We start from the raw sequence: 19,652 nt of genomic DNA on the forward strand, positions 1-19,652 counted from the left end.
TCGATCTTCAAAGGTTGGGGCATCAATAATCTAATCGATTTAAAAATGCCAGACTCAGTTATGTGAAATTATGAATTTTGCTTCCGCCAACTTGTCTGCCGCCGGCGAGGGTCTGTAAACATTGGTCTAAAACCTGTCTCGCAACGCGAACCATGAGAGCGCCACGAAAAGCAGCGGCGCGCGCAATGATGCCCCGCCGGGGAAGGCGGGCACCTTCAGCCGTGCGAAGGGCGCCAGCATGTCCTTTTTGCCGAGAACGAGATCGGCATAAAGCTTGCCGCAATAATTCGACAGCATCACGCCGTGGCCGGAGTAACCGCCGATGGAGGTGACGCCGGGCATGACCTCGCGCACGAAGACCTTGCGTGGCAAGGTAATGCCGACGGAGCCACCCCAGGAATGGGTGATTTCGACGGCCTTCAGCTCGGGATAGATTTCCGCGATCTGCCGGCGGATATGGCTGGAAATATCGCGCGGCGCATCGGCCGTATAGGCCTCTCGACCGCCAAACAGCAGCCGGTTGTCGGTGGTCTTGCGGAAATAACGCACCACGAAACGAGAGTCGGCCACTGCGTCCTTGCCGGGAATGATGTCTGGATAGGCGTCGAGCGGTGCGGTGGCGCCGATGAAGGAACGGATCGGCATGATATGGGCCGCCGTCACCGGTTCCAGATTGCCGATATAGGCATTGGTGGCGATCAGCACCCGTGGCGCGCTGATGGTGCCGAAGGGGGTTTCGATGATGGTCTTGCCGCCCGCCTGCCGGATGGATTTCGCCGGCGTCATTTCATAAATGTCGGCGCCTGCGGCCTTTGCCGCTTTCGCAAGCCCGACCAGCAGTTTCAGCGGGTGGATATGGCCGGTGCCGGTATCGCGCGTGCCACCGAAATAATGGGTGGAGCCGACCCGTTTGCGCGCCTCGCCACGCTCCATGTAGGAAATATGCGGATAGCCATAGCGGTTGTTCATCGCATCGACGCCTCTGCGATAATCATCCTCGTAAGCCGCCTTGTGCGCCACATAAAGCTGCCCCGGCAGATAGTCCATCTCAATGCCGCGGCTGCTGGCAAAATCACGCACGTAGTTCTTGGCGTCCTCGGCAATGTCGAACAGCAGCTTGGATTGCTCGAAGCCGATCTCGCCTTCCATCTCGTCGGGAAAGGAGCGCTGGCCGGTGCCGAACTGGCCGCCATTGCGGCCGGAAGCACCGTCGCCAAAACGATGCGCCTCGATGAGGGCAACCGAGGCGCCGTTTTCGGCGAGGTTGCAGGCGGCCTGAAGGCCGGTATAACCGCCGCCGATGATCGCGACATCAACCTGCTTGGACCCGTCGAGAGCGGGATAGTCCGGCCGCTCGCCGACGGTTGCCTGATACCAGGATAGTCCCGGCGCAATCGGGCTTTGCCATGTCATGCTCGTGGTTCCTCACACGTTGAGAAGCAGGAACTCGCGCTCCCAGGGGCTGATGACCTGCATGAAGGTCTCGAATTCCCCGCGTTTCAGGCCGGCATAAAGGCCCACGAATTCATGGCCGAACACCCGGTCGAACTGTTCCTCGCCTTCCAGCAGCGCCACGGCCTCAAGGAGACCACGCGGCAGTTCGATGGAGCCTTCATTGGCCGTATCGGCGGTGGGTTCGGTCGGCTCGATATTGTTGACGATGCCAAGCCAGCCGCAGCCGAGCGAAGCGGCAAGCGCCAGATAGGGGTTGGCGTCCGAACTCGGCAGCCGGTTTTCGACGCGACGCGCCTGCGGGCTGGAAATCGGCACCCGGAAAGCCGTGGTGCGGTTGTCGTAACCCCAGGCATTGTTGACCGGGCAGGCCATGTCGGGCGTCAGGCGGCGATAGGAATTCACATAGGGCGCCAGCATGACGAGCGCGTTTGGAACATAACGCTGCATCCCGCCGACGAAGGAGAAGAATTCCTTCGAAGGACTGCCATCGGCATTGGAGAAGATATTGCGGCCGCCATCGATTTCCACCACCGACTGGTGGATATGCATGGCCGAACCGGGCTGGCCCTGCATCGGCTTCGCCATGAAGGTGGCGTAGATGCCGTGTTTCAGCGCCGCCTCGCGAATGGTGCGCTTGAACAGGAACACCTGGTCGGCAAGTTCGATCGGATCGCCATGCCGCAGGTTGATTTCCAGCTGCGCCGGGCCTTCTTCGTGGATCAGCGTATCGATCTCGAGACCCTGTTTTTCCGAGAAATGGTAGATGTCGTCGATCAGCTCGTCGAATTCGTTGATGCCGGCGATGGAATAACTCTGACCGCCAACGATGGAGCGGCCGGAGCGGCCCTTCGGCGGATGCAGCGGATAATCCGGGTCGTCATTCATGGCGACGAGATAAAATTCGATTTCGGGTGCTACGACCGGCTTCCAGCCCTTTTCGGTATAGAGCGAAAGCACGTTCTTCAGCACGTTGCGCGGCGTGTAGGGCACGAAATTACCCTCGGCATCCACAACGTCGCAGATCACCTGCGCGGTCGGGTCGCTTTCCCACGGCACGACGGACAGCGTCGAAAGATCGGGCACCAGCTTCAGGTCGCTGTCGCGCGGCTCGTAGCGGAAGTTCGCCGTCTCATCAGGATATTCGCCTGATATCGTGTGGCGGTAGAGCGCGGACGGCAGGGCGAGCGAGGTATCGCCCGTGAATTTCGCCGTCGGCATCATCTTGCCGCGCGCAACCCCGGCAAGGTCGGGCGTGATGCATTCTATGTCTTCGATCCCGCGCGCGCGCAGCCATTGCGCGGCTTCGCGCCAGGAGGAAACGCCACGGGTGGAGGAAAGATCGAGGGGAGGAGACTTCTTTGCCATGGTTGCCTGTTTCTTGGGGCGGAGCATGGTTTTTTTGGCGGGCATGTATCACCGGGTCTGTGTTTCTGGTGGAGCCATCATAACCGTAGTTTGACAATTGGCGAGGGGGAAAGCGCCATTGACAAGCGGCGGCACTTGGAAAAGAGGAAAGGAAACGGATCGGATGGAATGATGACAGAGAAATGTGACGTGCTGATTTTGGGGGCGGGCGCCGCCGGCATGATGTGCGCCATCCGCGCCGGAAACCGCGGCCGCTCCGTTATCATTCTCGACCATGCCAGGGCGCCGGGCGAAAAGATCCGTATTTCCGGCGGCGGCCGCTGCAACTTCACCAATATCCATGCCGGCCCGAAGAATTATCTCTCCGCCAACCCGCATTTCGCCAAATCCGCGCTCGCCCGTTATACGCCGCGCGATTTCATTGCGCTCGTCGAAAAACATCGCATCGCCTGGCATGAAAAGACGCTCGGCCAGCTCTTCTGCGATGACAGCGCCAAGGACATCATCCGCATGCTGCTGGCTGAAATGCAGGCGGTGAATGCGAAACTGCGGCTCGAAACATCAGTCTCGGCCGTCACTCATGATGGTGGCCGTTTTCGCGTCACGACCTCAGGCGGCGTCATCGAGGCGGAAAGCCTTGTCGTGGCGACGGGCGGCAAGTCCATCCCGAAAATGGGCGCGACCGGTTTTGCCTATCAGATCGCCGAGCAATTCGGTCTCAAGCTCATCGAACCGCGCCCCGGCCTCGTGCCGCTGACACTCGATCCCGCCTCGCTTGAAAAGCTGAGCCCGCTTGCCGGCGTCGCGGTTCCGGCCGAGGTTTCCCATGGCAAGACCTCGTTTGAGGAAGCGCTGCTGTTCACTCATCGCGGTTTGAGCGGTCCCTCCATTCTGCAAATCTCGTCCTATTGGAGGGAGGGCGATGCGATCCGGCTGAAACTGGAGCCGGCGCGCGATATCGTCGCGCTGCTGAGGCAAGCAAAACAGAAGAACGGCCGCCAGTCGGCCCAGACGGCTCTTTCCGAAATCCTGCCGAAGCGGCTTGCCCAACATGTGGTCGAACAAACCGGCATCACCGGCAATCTCGCCGATATGTCCGACAAGGCTCTCGCAAAGCTGGCGGCGCAGGTGCAGGACTGGCAGATCAAGCCCGCCGGTTCAGAGGGTTACCGCACGGCGGAAGTCACGCTCGGCGGTGTAGACACCATGGCCCTCGATTCCCGCAGCATGGCGGCGAAATCCGTGCCAGGCCTCTATTTCATCGGCGAATGTGTTGACGTGACCGGCTGGCTCGGCGGTTATAATTTCCAGTGGGCCTGGGCCTCCGGGCAGGCGGCAGGCGAATTCGCCTGAAAGCGCCTGCCTTAACACCTTGTTAAGGTGCATGGAGTCATCCTGATCAAATGCCAGCAAAGCCGGATCGCTTAATAATCCCGCTGCACATGATGTCCTGCTGGAGGCTCTTAACAGGGCATGGGTCGGTTGAGTTTTTCGTCAGGAGCCCGCGCATGAACAGATCTGCACATCGCCGCCCTCGCGCCATCGCCATCGCCCGCGCCGAAAGCGGGAGCCGGCAGCTGGCCTTCCACCTCAGCATCATCGCAGCCGGTGCCGTCGCAGCCTTGATCACTCTCTTTCACTGATCGTCGGCTCGTCACATTTATCAAACCGGCAAGCGCGCTGAAAAGCCGCCATGCCCGGGACGCTTCGGCCATGTCAGCATAGAACTTCTCTTCCTGCCGAATGGCTTCGCGTCGCGTGCGCGGCTGCTGGTTTTCAATGATGACCCGTGCTGCAAAAATCGCATGCATGTTCGCTCTCCTTCTCACTGCGGAGGGCCATGATGCGCGCCGTTTTTTGATTTATCTGCGCAAGAAAATGCGCTACGTTTTTCACCGATGAAAAACGTCACCTGGGATTCCTATCAGCTTTTCCTCGATGTGTCACGCAGCGGCGGCCTGACGGGTGCTGCCGCGCTGACCGGTTTGAGCCCCGCGACCGTCGGGCGGCGCATGGTCGAGCTGGAGGAGCGCATCGGCAAGGGCCTCTTCCTGCGCAGCCAGACCGGATACGCCCTGACGGCGGATGGCCGCGCGCTGTTAGACCGGCTTCAGTCGATGGAAAATGCGGCCAGGGATATCGAGGGATGGCAGAAGGCGTCCTCGGCCTCTTCTACCGTGCGCATTGCCGTCGGCACCTGGAATGCCTGGCTGCTGACCGGCAACTTCTCCGCCATCTGCACCAACCGCGATGATTTCCGCATCGATCTTTTCATCGCCGAACAGAGGGCGTCTCTAGCCCATCGTGAAAACGACATCGGCATCCGTGCTTTCGAGCCGCAGGAAAAGAACCTTGCCGCCATCAAGACGGGGGAGGTGGCCTATGCGCCTTACAGGCTGCGCAATGCTGCCGCCGCCGTTGCCGACCGCTGGCTGGCGGTGGCAGAAGATGGCGCCATTTCCACCTATCTGCGCTGGCCGCATGAGAACCGCCGCAGCGATATCGCCGTGACGGTTAACCGGCCGGTAGCGCTGCTTGATCTGGTGCTGGCCGGGGCCGGGATCGCTGTGCTTCCCTGTTTCGTGGGCGATGCCGATGCACGGCTTCTTCGCGAGGGCGGCGAAATCGAACCACTTCGCCACAATCAATGGATCGTCATGAACAATGACGATCGCCACCGCCGCGATATCAGGACGGTGGCGGATCGGATGACCCGTCTCATCAAGGGGCATTCCGATCTTTATGCCGGACGCAAGAGCCGCCCGGCATGAAAGAGTGGCTGCCAGTCAGGCGGCGGCACTTCCCTGCGCGACGATGACCGGGATCAGCAGATCACCCCAGTTGCCGCCGCCGCCATGGTGGCGGGCCGAGCGGACAAGCTCGACGGAAACACCGGCCTCGACGGCTTTCATGACGGCCTGATTGAGGCGGTGAAGATCATTGGCCAGCATGCGGATGGCAGCCTGCTGATCCTGCGTCATGGCGGAGGATTGCTCCTCGGCGCGTTCCTTGACGTGGGTCTTGATGGGGTTGTGGGCATTCATGGCATTTCTCCTCTCATTATTGTCAGGGGTTTTTGATCCGGTTTGCAAGCCCTTCCCTGTAGCGGGAAGGGCGGTTTTCTCGATTTATTCCGCCGCCGGGCGGAACTGGTCGTGCTCTGTGGATTCCTTCATGGCAGTCGTGGACGACGTGCCGCCCGAGATTGCCAGCGACACGGCGTCGAAGTAACCGGTGCCGACTTCGCGCTGGTGCTTGGTGGCGGTGTAACCGTTGACCTCGGCTGCGAATTCCGCCTCCTGAAGCTCGGAATAGGCCGCCATCTGCCGGTCCTTGTAACCGCGTGCCAGTTCGAACATGCCGAAATTCAGCTGGTGGAAACCGGCGAGCGTGATGAACTGGAACTTGTAGCCCATCGCGCCCAGTTCACGCTGGAACTTCGCAATCGTCGCGTCGTCGAGGTTCTTTTTCCAGTTGAACGACGGCGAGCAATTGTAAGCCAGCTTCTTGCCGGGATGCACCTTGTGCACGCCTTCCGCAAACCTGCGCGCCTGTTCGAGATCCGGCTTTGACGTTTCGCACCAGATCAGGTCGCAATAGGGTGCATAGGCCACCGCGCGGGCGATGCAGGGTTCAAGACCGTTCTTGACCTGATAGAAGCCCTCGACGGTGCGGCCGGCATCGTAATCCACAAAGGGCTGGTCGCGCTCGTCGATATCGGATGTCAGCAGCTTGGCGGCCTCCGCATCGGTGCGGGCGATAACCAGCGTTGGAACACCCATGACATCAGCCGCAAGCCGCGCTGCCGTCAGGTTGCGGATATGCGCCGCCGTCGGGATCAGAACCTTGCCGCCGAGATGGCCGCACTTCTTTTCCGATGCCAGCTGGTCTTCATAGTGCACACCTGCCGCACCCGCTTCGATAAAGGCCTTCATGATCTCGAAGGCGTTGAGCGGGCCGCCGAACCCGGCCTCCGCATCGGCAACTATGGGCGCGAACCACGTGTCAACCGAAAGACCATTGCCCTCCGCCGTCTCGATCTGGTCAGCACGCTGCAAGGTGCGGTTGATGCGCTTGGCCAGCTCCGGTGCCGCATTGGCCGGATAAAGCGACTGGTCCGGATACATTGCCGATGCCGTGTTGGCGTCCGCCGCAACCTGCCAGCCGGAAAGATAGATCGCCTTCAGCCCGGCGCGAACCATCTGCATGGCCTGGTTGCCGGAAAGCGCGCCGAGCGCATTGACGAAATTCTCCTCGTTGATCAGCGTCCACAGCCGGTTCGCGCCCATCTCGGCCAGCGAATGGCGGATTTCGACGGAGCCGCGCAGCCGCGCTACGTCGGCGGCGGTGTAAGTGCGCTCGATGCCGTCAAAACGTCCCTGTGATGCGCCCGGAACGAGTTTGTAAAAATCCGTCATACTTCTCTCTCCCATGATAAATGCGGTTTCGGAAACGGCTCGCTTTCAATTTCATGAAGCACCGTTTGATGTGACTACATTTACATTTTTGGAGATTTAAGCGCCAGAACAAACATAAAAACAGTGACTTGAAAGAGGTTATCCTGTAGGATGCGTGACAGGCTGGGGCTGTAAATTTGTAAATTTTGTAAAAAAAACTGTAGCCGACGAGTTTGTAACAGACTTGTATGAGTGACGGGTCGGGGAGGAGAGGCTGTGTCGGAAAACAAGATTTTTGCCGGGCCGCGCGTGCGCCGTATTCGCAACGGTCTCGCATTGACGCAGACGGCCATGGCCGAGGCGCTGGCGATCTCGCCGTCTTACCTCAATCTCATCGAGCGCAATCAGCGGCCGCTAACCGTGCAGCTGCTTTTGAAGCTCGCCTCGGTCTACAAGGTCGATCTGGACGACTTGCAGGGCGAAAGTGCCGGTTCCGCCGGGCAGTTGCGTGAGGTCTTTGCCGATCCGCTGCTTGTGGGTGAGGTGCCATCGCCGCAGGAACTGATCGAGGTTGCCGATGCCGCGCCCAACGCGGCGAGCGGTGTCCTCAAGCTTTACCGGGCCTATCGGGAACAGGCGCAGCGCCTTTCCGACCTTTCCGATCTTTTGGCGCGAGAGGGGCATGAGACGGCGCTGTCCTCCACCCGTCTGCCGATCGACGAGGTGCGGCACGTCTTTGAAAACCGGCCGGCTTATTTACATGCCATCGATGCGGCAGCAGAAGAACTGCATAAACAATTGTCGACGGGCGATGATCTCGCCTCGGGTTTACGCGCCTGGCTGCAGAAAAACCACGGCATCGTCGTCAGAACCCTGCCGGTGCACGCCATGCCGAATCTGAGGAGGCGTTACGACCGCCATTCCATGCGGCTGTTTTTGTCCGAGCGCCTCTCCCAGCCGGATCAACTCCGGGAAATGGCGATGGAGACCTGTCTCCTGGCGCTTCGCGAAGAGATAGGGACGGAACTGGAGGCGCTGGGCCTGAAAGGTGAGGAGGCGCGACGCATCGCCCGTTTCGAACTGGCACGTTATGCCGCCCATGCGCTGATGATGCCCTATGGTGCGTTCCTCGCCGCCGCCCAGCGCGCGAAATATGATCTCGATGTTCTGCGGTCACGCTTCAACGTCTCGTTCGAACAGGCTGCCAACCGGCTCGTCAGCCTGCAACGGCCAACGGCCGCGGCGATCCCGTTTTTCCTGATGGAGATCGACAATGCCGGCAACCGCTTCCGCCTCGCAGGCGCTGGCGGTTTCCCGAGGGCGCGATTCGGCGGCCTCTGTCCGCGGCTCAATATCCATGCCGCCTTCGCCCAGCCGGGGCAGGTGCTGGTGGAATCGGTGGAAATGCCTGACGGTGATGCTTTCCTCACCGTTTCGCGCACGCTGGAAGGTCCGCAGGCGGGTTTCGGCGAAAGGGTGAGGCGCACCGCCGTGCTTCTGGGTTCCGATTTCGGCCAGGCCGGGGAAACGGTCTATGGCCCGACCGCATCGGGTGCTGCACCCGTCGCCATCGGCCCCTCATGCCGGTTGTGCGAAAGGCAGGGCTGCCTGTCACGGGCCGAAGCGCCCCTCACGCGCCCGCTCGGGTTGGATGAAATGGTCACCGGCCTCAGTGTTTTCGACTTCCAGTAGGCGTTTCGATGCAATTTTTTCTGGCCGGAACACATTTGGTTGAAAATGCTGTGCTGCACATTTCCCGCTTGCTCCCTTTTGTTTTCCTTTCTAGTCTCGCTAAAAAAGGGGATCACGCTTCCGTCGTGAGGATGCGTTAACAGGAGACATCATGAAAAACCGTTCTCTCCGCCTGACCTTGGCTCTCACCACCGTGCTCGTTGCAGCAGGCTCGGCAATGGCCCAGGAGAAGGTCGTCCACGTCTATAACTGGTCGGATTATATCGATCCCGTCATCCTTGAAGATTTTACCAAGGAAACCGGGATAAAGGTGGTCTACGACGTGTATGACGGCAACGAAGTGCTGGAGACCAAGCTTTTGGCCGGCAGCTCGGGTTATGACGTCGTGGCGCCGACATCGCCTTTCCTGGCAAGGCAGATCAAGGCTGGTGTCTACCAGAAGCTGGACAAGTCCAAGCTGCCGAACCTCAAGAATGCGTGGCCGGAAATTACCGAACGCCTGGCGAAATATGATCCCGGCAACGAATATGCCGTCAACTACATGTGGGGCACCACCGGCATCGGCTACAATGTCGCCAAGGTGAAGGCCGCGCTCGGCGATGTGCCTGTTGATAGCTGGGACGTGCTGTTCAAGCCGGAAAATGCCGAGAAGCTGAAATCCTGTGGTATCAACATTCTCGACGCGTCGGACGAGACTTTCGCGATTGCGATGAACTATCTCGGCAAGAATCCCGACAGCAAGGAAACGGCCGACCTGGAAGCGGGCGGCGAGGTCTATTCGAAGATTCGCCCCTATGTGAAGACCTTCAATTCATCGCCCTATATCAATGATCTCGCCAATGGCGACACTTGCATCTCCATCGGCTGGTCCGGCGATATTCTTCAGGCGAAAACACGCGCCGAGGAAGCCAAGAACGGCGTCGAAGTGAACTATGTCATCCCCAAGGAAGGCACTTATATCTGGATGGATAGCTTTGCCATTCCGGCTGATGCCAAGAATGTCGACGAGGCCCACGCCTTCATCAACTACATGATGAAGCCTGAAGTCGCCGCCAAGGCTTCCGACTACGTGCAATACGCCAACGGCAATCTTCCCTCGCAGGCGCTGATGGATCCGTCGGTCGCGAAGAACCCGGGGGTTTATCCCGATCCGGAAACGATGAAGAAGCTCTTCACCATTTCGCCCTACGGACCGAAGGAACAGCGCGTGTTGAACCGCGTCTGGACACAGATAAAGACCGGCACCTGAACGGACTTGGGAGAGGGTGGCGCTGTCCACCCTCTTTCTCCTTGATGTCGACGATGGATTCATGGGTGAAATGGGGCGGGCATGGCAAAGACACTCGGACCGGTCAAACGCAAATTCAGCCCTTGGGACAATCCCGATGCGGTGCCTTTCATCCGATTTGAAAACGTCACCAAGCGTTTCGGCGATTTTGTCGCCGTCAACAATCTGACGCTCGATATTTACGAGCGCGAATTCTTCTCGCTGCTCGGTCCTTCCGGCTGCGGCAAGACCACGCTGATGCGCATGCTGGCCGGTTTCGAGGAACCGACCGAGGGCCGTATCCTGCTGCAGGGCAAGGATATTTCCGGCGTGCCGCCCTATAAGCGTCCCACCAATATGATGTTCCAGTCCTACGCGCTTTTCCCGCATATGTCGGTGGAAAAGAACGTTGCTTTCGGCTTGGAGCAGGACGGCCTGCCCAAGGCGGATATCGCCGCCCGCGTCGAGGAAATGCTGCGGCTCGTCAAGCTCACGGAATTTGCCAAGCGCAAGCCGAGCCAGCTTTCCGGCGGTCAGCGCCAGCGTGTGGCGCTCGCCCGGTCGCTCGCCAAGCGGCCGAAGGTGTTGCTGCTGGATGAACCGCTCGGCGCGCTCGACAAGAAGCTGCGCGAGGAAACACAGTTCGAACTGATGGATATCCAGACCAATCTCGGTCTCACCTTCCTCATCGTCACCCATGACCAGGAAGAGGCGATGACGGTGTCGGACCGCATTGCTGTCATGGACAAGGGCATCGTCGTGCAGGTGGCGACGCCGGCCGAGATCTATGAAGCACCGAACAGCCGCTACGTGGCCGACTTCATCGGCGACATCAATATTTTCGACGCCAACGTCGTCGCCAATGCCTCCGATATCGGCAAACCCGGTCTGGTGACGCTGGATTGCGACGGGCTGAAAGTTTCGGTGGAGCAGGAATGCGCGGCGGCCACCGGCAGCCAGGTGGCTTACGCCATTCGCCCGGAAAAGGTCCGCATCTCGCTCGACCAGCCCGCCGACAGCAGCATCAATTCCGCCTATGGCGAAGTCTGGGACATCGGTTATCTCGGCGATTTTTCGGTATTCATCGTCAAGCTCGCCGATGGCCGCGTCCTTCGCGCCGCGCAGGCGAACGTCTCTCGCCTCGTCGATCGCCCCATCACTTTCGGCGATATGGTGTGGCTGAACTGGAAACCGGATTCAGGTCTTGTCCTGACACGCTGAGGGAGGCTTTCATGGCGATCACCACTCCCGAAAACCGGCAAAGCCCCTGGCGCTGGCTGGTCGTTGCGGTTCCCTATTTCTGGCTGCTGCTGTTTTTCGCCGCACCCTTTCTCATCATCGTCAAGATTTCGCTGTCGGATACGGCGATCTCCATGCCGCCCTATACGCCTGTCTTCGAAGGGTTTTCGAAGATCGGTGAATTTTTCTCGCAGCTGGATTTCGAGAACTATCTCTTCCTGACGGAAGACCCGCTTTATATCGAAGCCTATCTGTCGTCGTTGCGCATCGCCTTCATCTCCACCTTCCTGCTGCTGCTGATCGGTTATCCCATGGCGCTGGCCATGGCGCGCGCGCCGTCTTCCGTGCGCCCGACGCTGGTGATGCTGGTGATCCTGCCGTTCTGGACCTCGTTCCTGATCCGCGTTTACGCCTGGATCGGCATTCTGAAGCCGGAAGGCCTGCTGACGGTGCTGTTCCAGTGGCTCGGGTTTCTCGGTCCCGACCAGCAGGTCAATATCTTCCGCACCGAGACGGCGATCTTCATCGGCATCGTTTATTCCTATCTGCCCTTCATGGTGCTGCCGCTTTATTCGGCGCTGGAAAAACTCGACAATACGCTGCTCGAAGCAGCCGCCGATCTCGGTTGCCCGCCATGGAAGGCCTTCTGGAAAATCACTTTCCCGCTCTCCCTGCCGGGTGTGGTCGCCGGGGCGATGATCTGCTTCATCCCGATAACTGGGGAATTCGTCATTCCCGATCTGCTGGGCGGCGCCCAGACGCTGATGATCGGCAAGACGCTGTGGACGGAATTCTTCGGCAATCGCGACTGGCCCTTGGCATCCGCCGTCGCCGTGCTGTTGCTGATCCTGCTGGTGGTGCCCATCGCCATCTTCCAGAACCAGCAGAAAAAGGTGGGGTGAGGCCATGAAGCGCGGAAAATTCGACATCACGGTCCTGACGCTCGGTTTTGCCTTCCTTTATATTCCGATCATCATCCTGATCATTTATTCCTTCAATGCCTCCAAGCTGGTCACCGTCTGGGGCGGCTTTTCGCTGCAATGGTATAAGTCCATGTGGTCGAACCAGGGGCTGATGGATGCCGCCTGGGTGACGTTGCGTGTCGGTATCCTCAGCGCCACCATCGGCACCATCCTCGGAACGCTGGCGGCCCTGTCTCTCACCCGTTTCGCCCGTTTCCCGGGCCGGGTGCTGTTTTCCGGCATGATCTACGCACCGCTCGTCATGCCCGAGGTCATCACCGGCCTGTCGCTGCTGCTTTTGTTCGTGGCTGTCGGGGTGGATCGTGGTTTCTGGACCGTCGTCATCGCCCACACCACCTTCACCATGTGTTATGTTGCGATCGTCGTGCAGTCGCGCCTCCTGACCTTTGACCGCAGTCTGGAAGAGGCGGCGCTCGATCTCGGCTGCCCGCCGGTCAAGACCTTCTTCCGCATTACTTTGCCGCTGATTTTCCCGGCCGTCATTGCCGGCTGGATGCTGGCTTTCACCCTGTCGCTCGACGATCTCGTGATCGCCAGCTTTGCCACAGGTCCGGGTGCGACGACGCTGCCGATCAAGATTTATTCGCAGGTTCGCTTGGGCGTGACGCCGGAAATCAACGCCATCTGCACCATCCTGATCGGTCTCGTGACCATTGGCGTCATCGCCGCTTCCGTCGCCTCCAAGCGCACGGAATTGCAGCGGATGCGCGACGAACATGCGGCTGCGCGAAACTGAATAAACGCCGTCCCGATTTCTTCGCGTTACTATTGAAATCGCGATAAAATCAGGAAGCTGTAATTTAGTTTTGGCTCTTTACGGTCTCAGAATAGGAATTTTCGCGGGTAATTGATCGATTTTGGTTTTAACTCCTTGTTAATGGGAGTTGGCGGAAAGTAAATCCAACGCAGGGCCGTCATATGTCTGATGGCCGGGATTGATAATTTCCAAGTGGCGAGATTGTCCCCCCCTTTCTCTCGTTGAAAAGCACAACTCATACAGGCGGCCGCAAGGCCGCCTTTCTTTTTGCTGATGCCACTGATGCCTCAGCGGTCTTCCGGATGATCCATCGATTTCGAGACGAGCAGCACGGGAATAAGCCCGGCCATGATGATGATGATCGCCGGCACGGCGGCATCCTGCACCCTGGAGCGGGATGCATCCTCATAAACCAGCGTGGCGAGCGTGTTGAAACCAAAGGGCCGCAGCAGGATGGTGGCCGGCAGTTCCTTCATGGATTCGATCAGGACCAGAAGAAAGGCGGTGAGCGCCGCCGGCCGCATATTCGGCAAAAGCACCTTGAACAGTGTCTGCGCCCGGTTGCGCCCAAGGGTGCGCGAGGCCATGTCGATATGCGGCGAGAGCTTATGGAAACCGGCATCAAGCGTGCCTTCCGCCATGGTCATGAAACGCACGGCATGGGCATAGATGATGGCAAAGGCGGTGCCGGACAGCAGCAGCCCGCTGGAAAAGCCGAAATGGGAACGGATGAACCCGTCAACGCCATTGTCGAGACTTGCCAGCGGAATGAGGACGCCGATGGCAAGCACAGTTCCCGGCACGCCATAACCCATGGAGCCGAGACGCGCCGCCACTTTTGAGAGGCGCGAACGCTCGGTGCGGATGGCATAGGAGAACACGAAAGCCGCAATCAGTGTCAGGAAGGCAGCGGAAAGCGAGACTTCGAGGCTGTGCCCGAGCGCTTTCAAAAGCTTTGGCGCCACAAGCGCGTCCAGCCTTTTCGCGGCATAACCGCCAAGCACGATGACCGGGATGAAAAAGCCGCACGCCACGGGCAGGAAGCAGAACAGGCTAGCTGACCAGCGCCGCCAGCCGGCCAGCGCCTTCAACCGGTGGCGTTGGGCCATGCTCGTCGCTTTCGGCGCGCCAAAGCGCTGTTTTTCCCGGGCATTGCGCTCAATGACGATCAGCGCACCAACGATGATCAGGATGACGGCGGCGATCTGGGTCGCATTGGCGAGATTGCCGCGATTGAGCCAGGTCTCGTAGATGGTGAAGGTAAGCGTCTGGACGCCGAGATATTCGACGGCGCCGATATCGTTCAGCGTCTCCATCAATACCAGCGACAGCCCGATGGCGATGGCCGGCCGCGCCATCGGCAATTGCACGGAGAAGAACACATTCAACGGCTTTGCACCGAGCGTGCGGGCCGCTTCAGCCGCAAACCGCCCCTGCATGGAAAAAGCGGCGCGAGCGGAGAGATAGACATAAGGATAGAGCACCGAACTGAGGACGATCACCGCCCCGCCGAGCGAGCGGATATCGGGAAACCAGTAGTCACGAATGCTGTGGTAACCGAAGGCGGCGCGAACGGCACTCTGCACGGGCCCGGTGAAATCGAGAAACTCGCCGAACGCATAGGCCGCCAGATAGGACGGAATGGCGAGTGGCAACACAAGAGCCGCGGACAATATCCGCCGCAACGGAAATTCGAAGGTGGTGACGAGCCAGGCGCAGACGATCCCGAAGAAGGCCGTTGTCGCGGCCGTCAGCCCCAGCAACATGAAGGTGCGGAACCCGGCGCGTGGCAGAACATTGGCAAGAAGATGCTGCCACCCCTCCGTGCTGCCGGTCAACGCCAGCCAGAAGATCGCCAGAATGGGCATGGCGGCAATGGCCGCGATAATGACTGCCGTCATCGGCAGCACTGAAACGCGCCTTGTCGCTGGAGGGGAAATGGTCATGGGCATGCGGGCCTGCTGTCTTGCGAAAGCCTTGACCGGCTGATCTTTCAGTCGGCGGCTTCCGCATTGCTACGCCCGCATGGCCTTAGTTGGCAAGAACCCGCTGCGATGGAAAGGTGATTTCCACCAGCGTGCCTTCATTCGGCGTGGAGGTGATGGAGAAATTCGCGCGGTTGGCATCGACCATGGCTTTCGTCAGCGGCAGGCCAAGCCCGGTACCGTCACCGCGCACGCGTTTGCCTGACGATGCCACCTGCCGGAACGGCTTCATCGCCTGTTCCAGTTCTGCCCGCGTCATGCCGATGCCGGTGTCGCGGATGCGCAGCGACACGCTGCCATTTGCTTCATAGGCGGTGGAGACGACAATCTGGCCGCCGGATGGGGTGAAACGGATGGCGTTCGACAGGATGTTCAGCACGATCTGCTTGATCGAGCGCAGGTCGGCGACGATCTGCGGCACGGATTGTGCCAGCGCGGTGCGAATGATGACGCGCTGGTTGTTGGCCTGCGGCTGCACCAGCGAAACCGCCTCGGCCACCGTCTCGTTCAGCGGCACGGCGATGAAATCGACATCCATCTGCCCGGCCTCGATCTTGGAAATATCGAGAAGATCATTGACGATATCAAGCACATGCCGGCCGGAACGGCCGATATCATTGGCATATTCCACATAACGCGGATTGCCGATCGGTCCGAAACGTTCGGTCGCCATCATGTCGGAGAAACCGATGATGGCGTTGAGCGGCGTGCGGATTTCGTGGCTGACGCGCGCCAGGAAATCGGTCTTGTGCGCATTGGCGGTTTCCGCTGCGCGCTTGGCGTTGCGCAACTCTTCTTCGGTGCGCTTCCACTGGGTGATGTCGCGGATCACGGCGCAATAGCCGTGCGAGGATTTCAGCCGCCCGATGGTCATGAATAACGGCAGGAAACCGCCGGAGGCCTCGCGGCCGATCACTTCGCGGCCGTCATTCAGCACGCTGGCGACACCATTATTGGCAAGGCCGGAGAGATAATCCAGCACGGCGCGCTGGCTCTCATGGGCAAAGAGCGTCACGAAGGGCTTGCCGGCGATTTCGCCATTATCATAATTGAACAGCGCGCTGGCGGAACGGTTGAGCGAGCGGATTTCGCCGTCGTCGCCCAGAAGCACCACGCCATCGGTGGCTGTTTCCAGGATGGAATGCAGCTCTTCCATTTCGCCCTGCAACAGGGAGAGGTTGCTGCCCGCCTCGGCATTTTCCGAGGTGTTTTCATTGGCCGCAATAACCGCCGCCGGCTTTTCTTCCAGCGGAACCAGCGACAACATCAGCGCCTTCGTTTCTTCCCAGCGGATGGATTGCAACCGCGCCTTGACCGGAATGATGTCATTTTCAGAACTGACGACGACCATGCCGCCCTCATTGTCAGGCATGTTCTCCAGCTCCTGCCGCTGCAGCAGTGCTTCCAGCCCGCCGACCTCTTCCAGCTCGGTCAGAGAGGTATAGCCCGTCAGTCGCAGGAAATCGGGATTGGCGTGGATCAGCCTGTCCCCGGCATGCACCAGAAGCGCTACCGGCATCTGATCCAGCGTTTCGGCCGTCAGCGCACTGGGGGTGCGAACGGGCGGGCTGACCATGGAGGCGGCAATATCGGCAACCGGCTTCTCGTCGGTGGCGGCCACCTGTTTTTCTGCAGAAGCGGGTTCATCGGTGGGTGCACGAACGGGCGCGGGCTGTTCACCGCGAACATAGTCGGCAAAAAGGTCGTCTTCTTCCACCGGTTCAGTTGTTTCTGCGTCGTTGCCAGTCTCGGAGGACGCGCCTTCTGCGGTCTCCGCAGCGATGTCTTGCTGGACATCCTCAACGACCGGCTCGGCCGAAATCCCTTCCGCCTCCGCCTCGTGTTTTTCCTCTGACGCCGTATCCGATGGCGCGAGCGTCCGCCCGATCTCGCGGAAGGCGGCCTGCTCGCCTGCGGTCAGTCCCTCGCGGGAGCGCGAACGGCGGTCCTCCAGATGCACGATTTTGTCGGAATAGGATGGTTCGGGCGCAGGCGCCTCTATTGGCGATTCGACTTCCGGTGAGGTCTCATCATCAAGCTGTTCTTCCGTCAAAACCTCGTCTGCTGCATCGCCTGCAACATCGATGTCTACCGCCGGTTCATCGGGCAGCGCTGGGTGAGGATTGTCGTCCGTTTCCCTGTCATCATCGATAAAAGCCAGCAATTCATGGCTCTCATCTTCGACGGCCGGCTGCGGCAAAACCTCTGCGGGATGCTTCTCTTCACTATTCAGGAAGGTCAGCCCGGTGGCATGCGGGTCTTCGGTGGCATCGGCGAGGCGCACGATGCCGAAACCGCGGAAACCGTCAAATTCGCGGGCACGCGTATAGGTCGGCAGGGCGGCGAGATCGATCGGCACCATCAGCGAAGTGCCTTCCACCGGCCAGTAGATCGTCTTGCCCGACCAGGTGTCGCGCCGGCCGAGAAGCTCGCGGATCTTGCCGTCGGGATCGAGATTGAACAGGGCCGCGACATCGGCAAAGCCCATGCCTTCCACGGCGGCCGCCTTGGCGCCCACGGCTTCTGCAAATTCGTGCGAAATCGAGCTGAAACGCCCTTCGGCGTCGATTTTCCAGACGAAGCGGGACGCGCGCGCACCGGCATTAAAGACGAAAGGTCGTGCTTCTTCGCCAGTGCCGATGTCTGCCGTTTCCGTCTCCGTCGTTAGGTCTTCGTCCGCCGCAGTAGCAGCTTCTTCCGCCTCGGGCTCGGCGATTTCATCGTCCGCGACTGTGTTTTCCTCGGCCTGTGCCTCACCGGTATGATCGTCTGCGACCGTTCGCTCGATCGAGGGATCCACGGTTTCATCAGCGTCGAGTTCGAAGAGGTCCTCAATGTCGTCGGTCATCGCCATATCGGCGGCAGCATCTGCATCCAACACGGGAAGCTCTGCCGGCACTTCGACGTTGTCGTCAGGCATTGACAGAAGGCCGTCTTCATCCTGTTCGGCTGCCACGTCCTCTTCGAAATCGGACGGCAGTTCCTGAACATCCTCCACATCCTCAATGCCGGCAACGGCGTCGAGCACGGAATCGAAAGAGGTGGTTGCTGCGATAACAGGTGCCGCCTCCGCTACCGGCAGCGCGGTCTCGGCGGCGGCCGGGATTTCCTGCGGCCTGCTTTCGGCAACATTTCTGTCTTCGGCAACATCCCTGTCTTCGGAAAAACCCCTGTCTTCGGCAAAACCATTGACGGGATCGAGCGTCCCGAGCGCGGTTTCCACCACGAACAGCAAGTTCAGTTCGGGCGATGTCGTGATCTGGCCGGTGGCGGCGGGCAGATACCCCTTGCCTGTCGGCACCGGGCGTTTGACGAGGTGACCGGACTGGCCGGCGGCCATTTTGATGAGCGTGCGGGCGGTATGCGGCGTGATGCCGAGCGACGAAAAGCCTGAAGAGGCGGCAATAATCTCATTGGCACCGTTCAGAACCGCCATATGAATATCCGGATCGTCAAACCCTTCGATCATGCGCCGGGCGCATTCGGCCACGTCGGGCGCGGCCTGATCGGTGAGGGCGGAAAACAGGATGGCCGGATGGCCGGGTTCCGCCTCGATGATCTCCGCGCGGGCGGTGACGGCAAGGCTGCGGAAACCCGAAGTGATGCGAATGGTAAACGGCAGGCTGTCGCCGGCTTTCGAAAGCCGGGCCGCCGTGGCCGCCAATTGCCGGAAGGTCACATCCTGGCGTTTGGGACCTTGCTCGAGAAAATCGTAAACGATCGGCGTGCCGAACAGCGCCGCGCCGCGCCCATTGGCCCAGAGCACATTCTGAAGGTCGAGCGAAAACAGCGCCATGGCCTCGCCGCGCCCAAAACCTTCGCGCACCCGTTCATGCACTGCTATATCGATAAAGGGATATTGGACGGCGGGCATGTCGAAACCTATTCTGGCACTACCGGACCTTGCGGGCTCCTCGGCTTCCTCATGAAGCCGCCAAACGTAAACCCGCCAGGCATCACGTTAACAGAATTTTAAATAACTTCACAGCGCGGCCGGGTCCACCGCCCGGTGGATGAATCGCCAAATAGAGTTAACATCAACAGGCCCATTGCCGCTTCGCCTTCTTAAGTCACCCTATCGAAAAGCGCTTGCCTTTCGCAGCCTTTTTTCGCAAAATTCGAAGAGGCACTTGCAAATGGGGGAAACACCTTTTATGTCACCCCCCGTGACGCCGCTTTGGCGTTTCATGTGCGGTTGTAGCTCAGTTGGTTAGAGCGCAGGTTTGTGGCACCTGAGGTCGGTGGTTCGACCCCACTCAACCGTACCATTCCCCTCTCCCAGTAAGTTTATATGTCACAATGACTTACCGGGAGAGGGGAATATTCTCTCCCTGTTAGCGCCTGTTAGTGACTTGCGGATGTTCGCGCAGGTATTGGCGACGAGCAGACCCGTCTGCCGATTTCGAAAATCCCCGGAAATCATTGCCGCGATCATGACGATCCGTGTCCAGCCTTGGCGAGGCGTCAGGCATATCCCATGTGCAGCCTGCCAAAAACCATTTGGCTAAAATC

At 59.7% G+C, this 19,652-nt stretch carries 14 protein-coding genes and 1 tRNA gene; 8 read left to right on the top strand and 7 right to left on the bottom strand.

What is annotated here, in order from left to right:
• Positions 1-126: 126 nt before the first annotated feature.
• Positions 127-1,413 carry an NAD(P)/FAD-dependent oxidoreductase gene (locus tag NYR50_RS01225; RefSeq protein WP_418136511.1) on the bottom strand — a complete coding sequence of 429 codons (1,287 nt, stop codon included), beginning with the start codon at positions 1,411-1,413 and terminating at the stop codon, positions 127-129.
• 12 nt (positions 1,414-1,425) lie between these two features.
• Positions 1,426-2,865: a glutamine synthetase family protein gene (locus tag NYR50_RS01230; protein ID WP_174007400.1), complete on the bottom strand. Its 1,440-nt coding sequence runs from the start codon at positions 2,863-2,865 to the stop codon at positions 1,426-1,428.
• A gap of 123 nt (positions 2,866-2,988) precedes the next feature.
• Between NYR50_RS01230 and NYR50_RS01235 the strand changes: the two genes are divergently transcribed.
• Positions 2,989-4,173, top strand: a complete 1,185-nt coding sequence (locus NYR50_RS01235; RefSeq protein WP_418136512.1) for an NAD(P)/FAD-dependent oxidoreductase — start codon at positions 2,989-2,991, stop codon at positions 4,171-4,173.
• Positions 4,174-4,283: 110 nt separating this feature from the next.
• Here the strand turns inward: NYR50_RS01235 and NYR50_RS01240 are convergent, their stop codons facing one another.
• Positions 4,284-4,631: a hypothetical protein gene (locus tag NYR50_RS01240; RefSeq protein ID WP_418136513.1), complete on the bottom strand. Its 348-nt coding sequence runs from the start codon at positions 4,629-4,631 to the stop codon at positions 4,284-4,286.
• Between the two features lie 87 nt (positions 4,632-4,718).
• Here NYR50_RS01240 and NYR50_RS01245 point away from each other — a divergent pair, with 87 nt between their 5' ends.
• Positions 4,719-5,591, top strand: coding sequence for a LysR family transcriptional regulator (locus tag NYR50_RS01245; protein WP_418136514.1), 873 nt, complete (start codon positions 4,719-4,721; stop codon positions 5,589-5,591).
• Positions 5,592-5,606: 15 nt separating this feature from the next.
• Here NYR50_RS01245 and NYR50_RS01250 read toward each other — a convergent pair whose 3' ends face one another.
• Positions 5,607-5,864 carry a hypothetical protein gene (locus NYR50_RS01250; protein ID WP_003493954.1) on the bottom strand — a complete coding sequence of 86 codons (258 nt, stop codon included), beginning with the start codon at positions 5,862-5,864 and terminating at the stop codon, positions 5,607-5,609.
• Positions 5,865-5,948: 84 nt separating this feature from the next.
• A complete protein-coding gene (gene aceA, locus NYR50_RS01255; protein WP_418136515.1) occupies positions 5,949-7,238 on the bottom strand; it encodes an isocitrate lyase in 1,290 nt (429 codons plus the stop codon).
• Positions 7,239-7,493: 255 nt separating this feature from the next.
• On the opposite strand from aceA, the gene NYR50_RS01260 reads away from it, so the two are divergent.
• The 5 genes from NYR50_RS01260 to NYR50_RS01280 all read left to right on the top strand — a co-directional run bounded on the left by NYR50_RS01260 (position 7,494) and on the right by NYR50_RS01280 (position 13,134).
• Positions 7,494-8,909 carry a helix-turn-helix domain-containing protein gene (locus NYR50_RS01260; protein WP_418136516.1) on the top strand — a complete coding sequence of 472 codons (1,416 nt, stop codon included), beginning with the start codon at positions 7,494-7,496 and terminating at the stop codon, positions 8,907-8,909.
• 151 nt (positions 8,910-9,060) lie between these two features.
• A complete protein-coding gene (locus tag NYR50_RS01265) occupies positions 9,061-10,158 on the top strand; it encodes a polyamine ABC transporter substrate-binding protein (protein WP_418136517.1) in 1,098 nt (365 codons plus the stop codon).
• Between the two features lie 81 nt (positions 10,159-10,239).
• Complete coding sequence (locus tag NYR50_RS01270; protein ID WP_418136518.1) at positions 10,240-11,397, top strand: ABC transporter ATP-binding protein; 1,158 nt, start codon at positions 10,240-10,242, stop codon at positions 11,395-11,397.
• Positions 11,398-11,408: 11 nt separating this feature from the next.
• On the top strand, positions 11,409-12,317 hold the full coding sequence (locus NYR50_RS01275; protein WP_418136519.1) for an ABC transporter permease subunit: 909 nt from the start codon (positions 11,409-11,411) through the stop codon (positions 12,315-12,317).
• Positions 12,318-12,321: 4 nt separating this feature from the next.
• Positions 12,322-13,134 (top strand): ABC transporter permease, encoded by an 813-nt coding sequence (locus NYR50_RS01280; RefSeq protein ID WP_010971013.1) that lies wholly within the window; start codon positions 12,322-12,324, stop codon positions 13,132-13,134.
• A gap of 308 nt (positions 13,135-13,442) precedes the next feature.
• Here the strand turns inward: NYR50_RS01280 and NYR50_RS01285 are convergent, their stop codons facing one another.
• Both NYR50_RS01285 and pdhS1 read right to left on the bottom strand, forming a co-directional pair.
• The gene (locus NYR50_RS01285) at positions 13,443-15,107 is read right to left on the bottom strand and encodes an ABC transporter permease (protein WP_418136520.1); all 1,665 of its coding nucleotides are present in this window, start codon (positions 15,105-15,107) and stop codon (positions 13,443-13,445) included.
• Between the two features lie 79 nt (positions 15,108-15,186).
• Entirely contained in the window at positions 15,187-19,014 is a 3,828-nt protein-coding gene (gene pdhS1 / locus NYR50_RS01290; protein WP_418136521.1) for a two-component system sensor histidine kinase PdhS1, read from the bottom strand.
• Positions 19,015-19,331: 317 nt separating this feature from the next.
• Between pdhS1 and NYR50_RS01295 the strand changes: the two genes are divergently transcribed.
• Positions 19,332-19,408 (top strand) — tRNA-His (locus tag NYR50_RS01295).
• Positions 19,409-19,652: the final 244 nt, after the last annotated feature.

Source organism: Agrobacterium sp. El2ro-1b (assembly GCF_048298475.1).
In the GTDB taxonomy this organism is placed as follows: Bacteria; Pseudomonadota; Alphaproteobacteria; order Rhizobiales; family Rhizobiaceae; genus Agrobacterium; species Agrobacterium fabrum.

Coding starts and splice junctions, on each gene's coding strand:
- NYR50_RS01225 (WP_418136511.1), bottom strand. CDS start 1,413: ATGACATGGCAAAGCCCGATTGCGCCGGGACTATCCTGGTATCAGGCA.
- NYR50_RS01230 (WP_174007400.1), bottom strand. CDS start 2,865: ATGCCCGCCAAAAAAACCATGCTCCGCCCCAAGAAACAGGCAACCATG.
- NYR50_RS01235 (WP_418136512.1), top strand. CDS start 2,989: ATGATGACAGAGAAATGTGACGTGCTGATTTTGGGGGCGGGCGCCGCC.
- NYR50_RS01240 (WP_418136513.1), bottom strand. CDS start 4,631: ATGCATGCGATTTTTGCAGCACGGGTCATCATTGAAAACCAGCAGCCG.
- NYR50_RS01245 (WP_418136514.1), top strand. CDS start 4,719: ATGAAAAACGTCACCTGGGATTCCTATCAGCTTTTCCTCGATGTGTCA.
- NYR50_RS01250 (WP_003493954.1), bottom strand. CDS start 5,864: ATGAATGCCCACAACCCCATCAAGACCCACGTCAAGGAACGCGCCGAG.
- aceA (WP_418136515.1), bottom strand. CDS start 7,238: ATGACGGATTTTTACAAACTCGTTCCGGGCGCATCACAGGGACGTTTT.
- NYR50_RS01265 (WP_418136517.1), top strand. CDS start 9,061: ATGAAAAACCGTTCTCTCCGCCTGACCTTGGCTCTCACCACCGTGCTC.
- NYR50_RS01270 (WP_418136518.1), top strand. CDS start 10,240: ATGGCAAAGACACTCGGACCGGTCAAACGCAAATTCAGCCCTTGGGAC.
- NYR50_RS01275 (WP_418136519.1), top strand. CDS start 11,409: ATGGCGATCACCACTCCCGAAAACCGGCAAAGCCCCTGGCGCTGGCTG.
- NYR50_RS01280 (WP_010971013.1), top strand. CDS start 12,322: ATGAAGCGCGGAAAATTCGACATCACGGTCCTGACGCTCGGTTTTGCC.
- NYR50_RS01285 (WP_418136520.1), bottom strand. CDS start 15,107: ATGCCCATGACCATTTCCCCTCCAGCGACAAGGCGCGTTTCAGTGCTG.
- pdhS1 (WP_418136521.1), bottom strand. CDS start 19,014: ATGCCCGCCGTCCAATATCCCTTTATCGATATAGCAGTGCATGAACGG.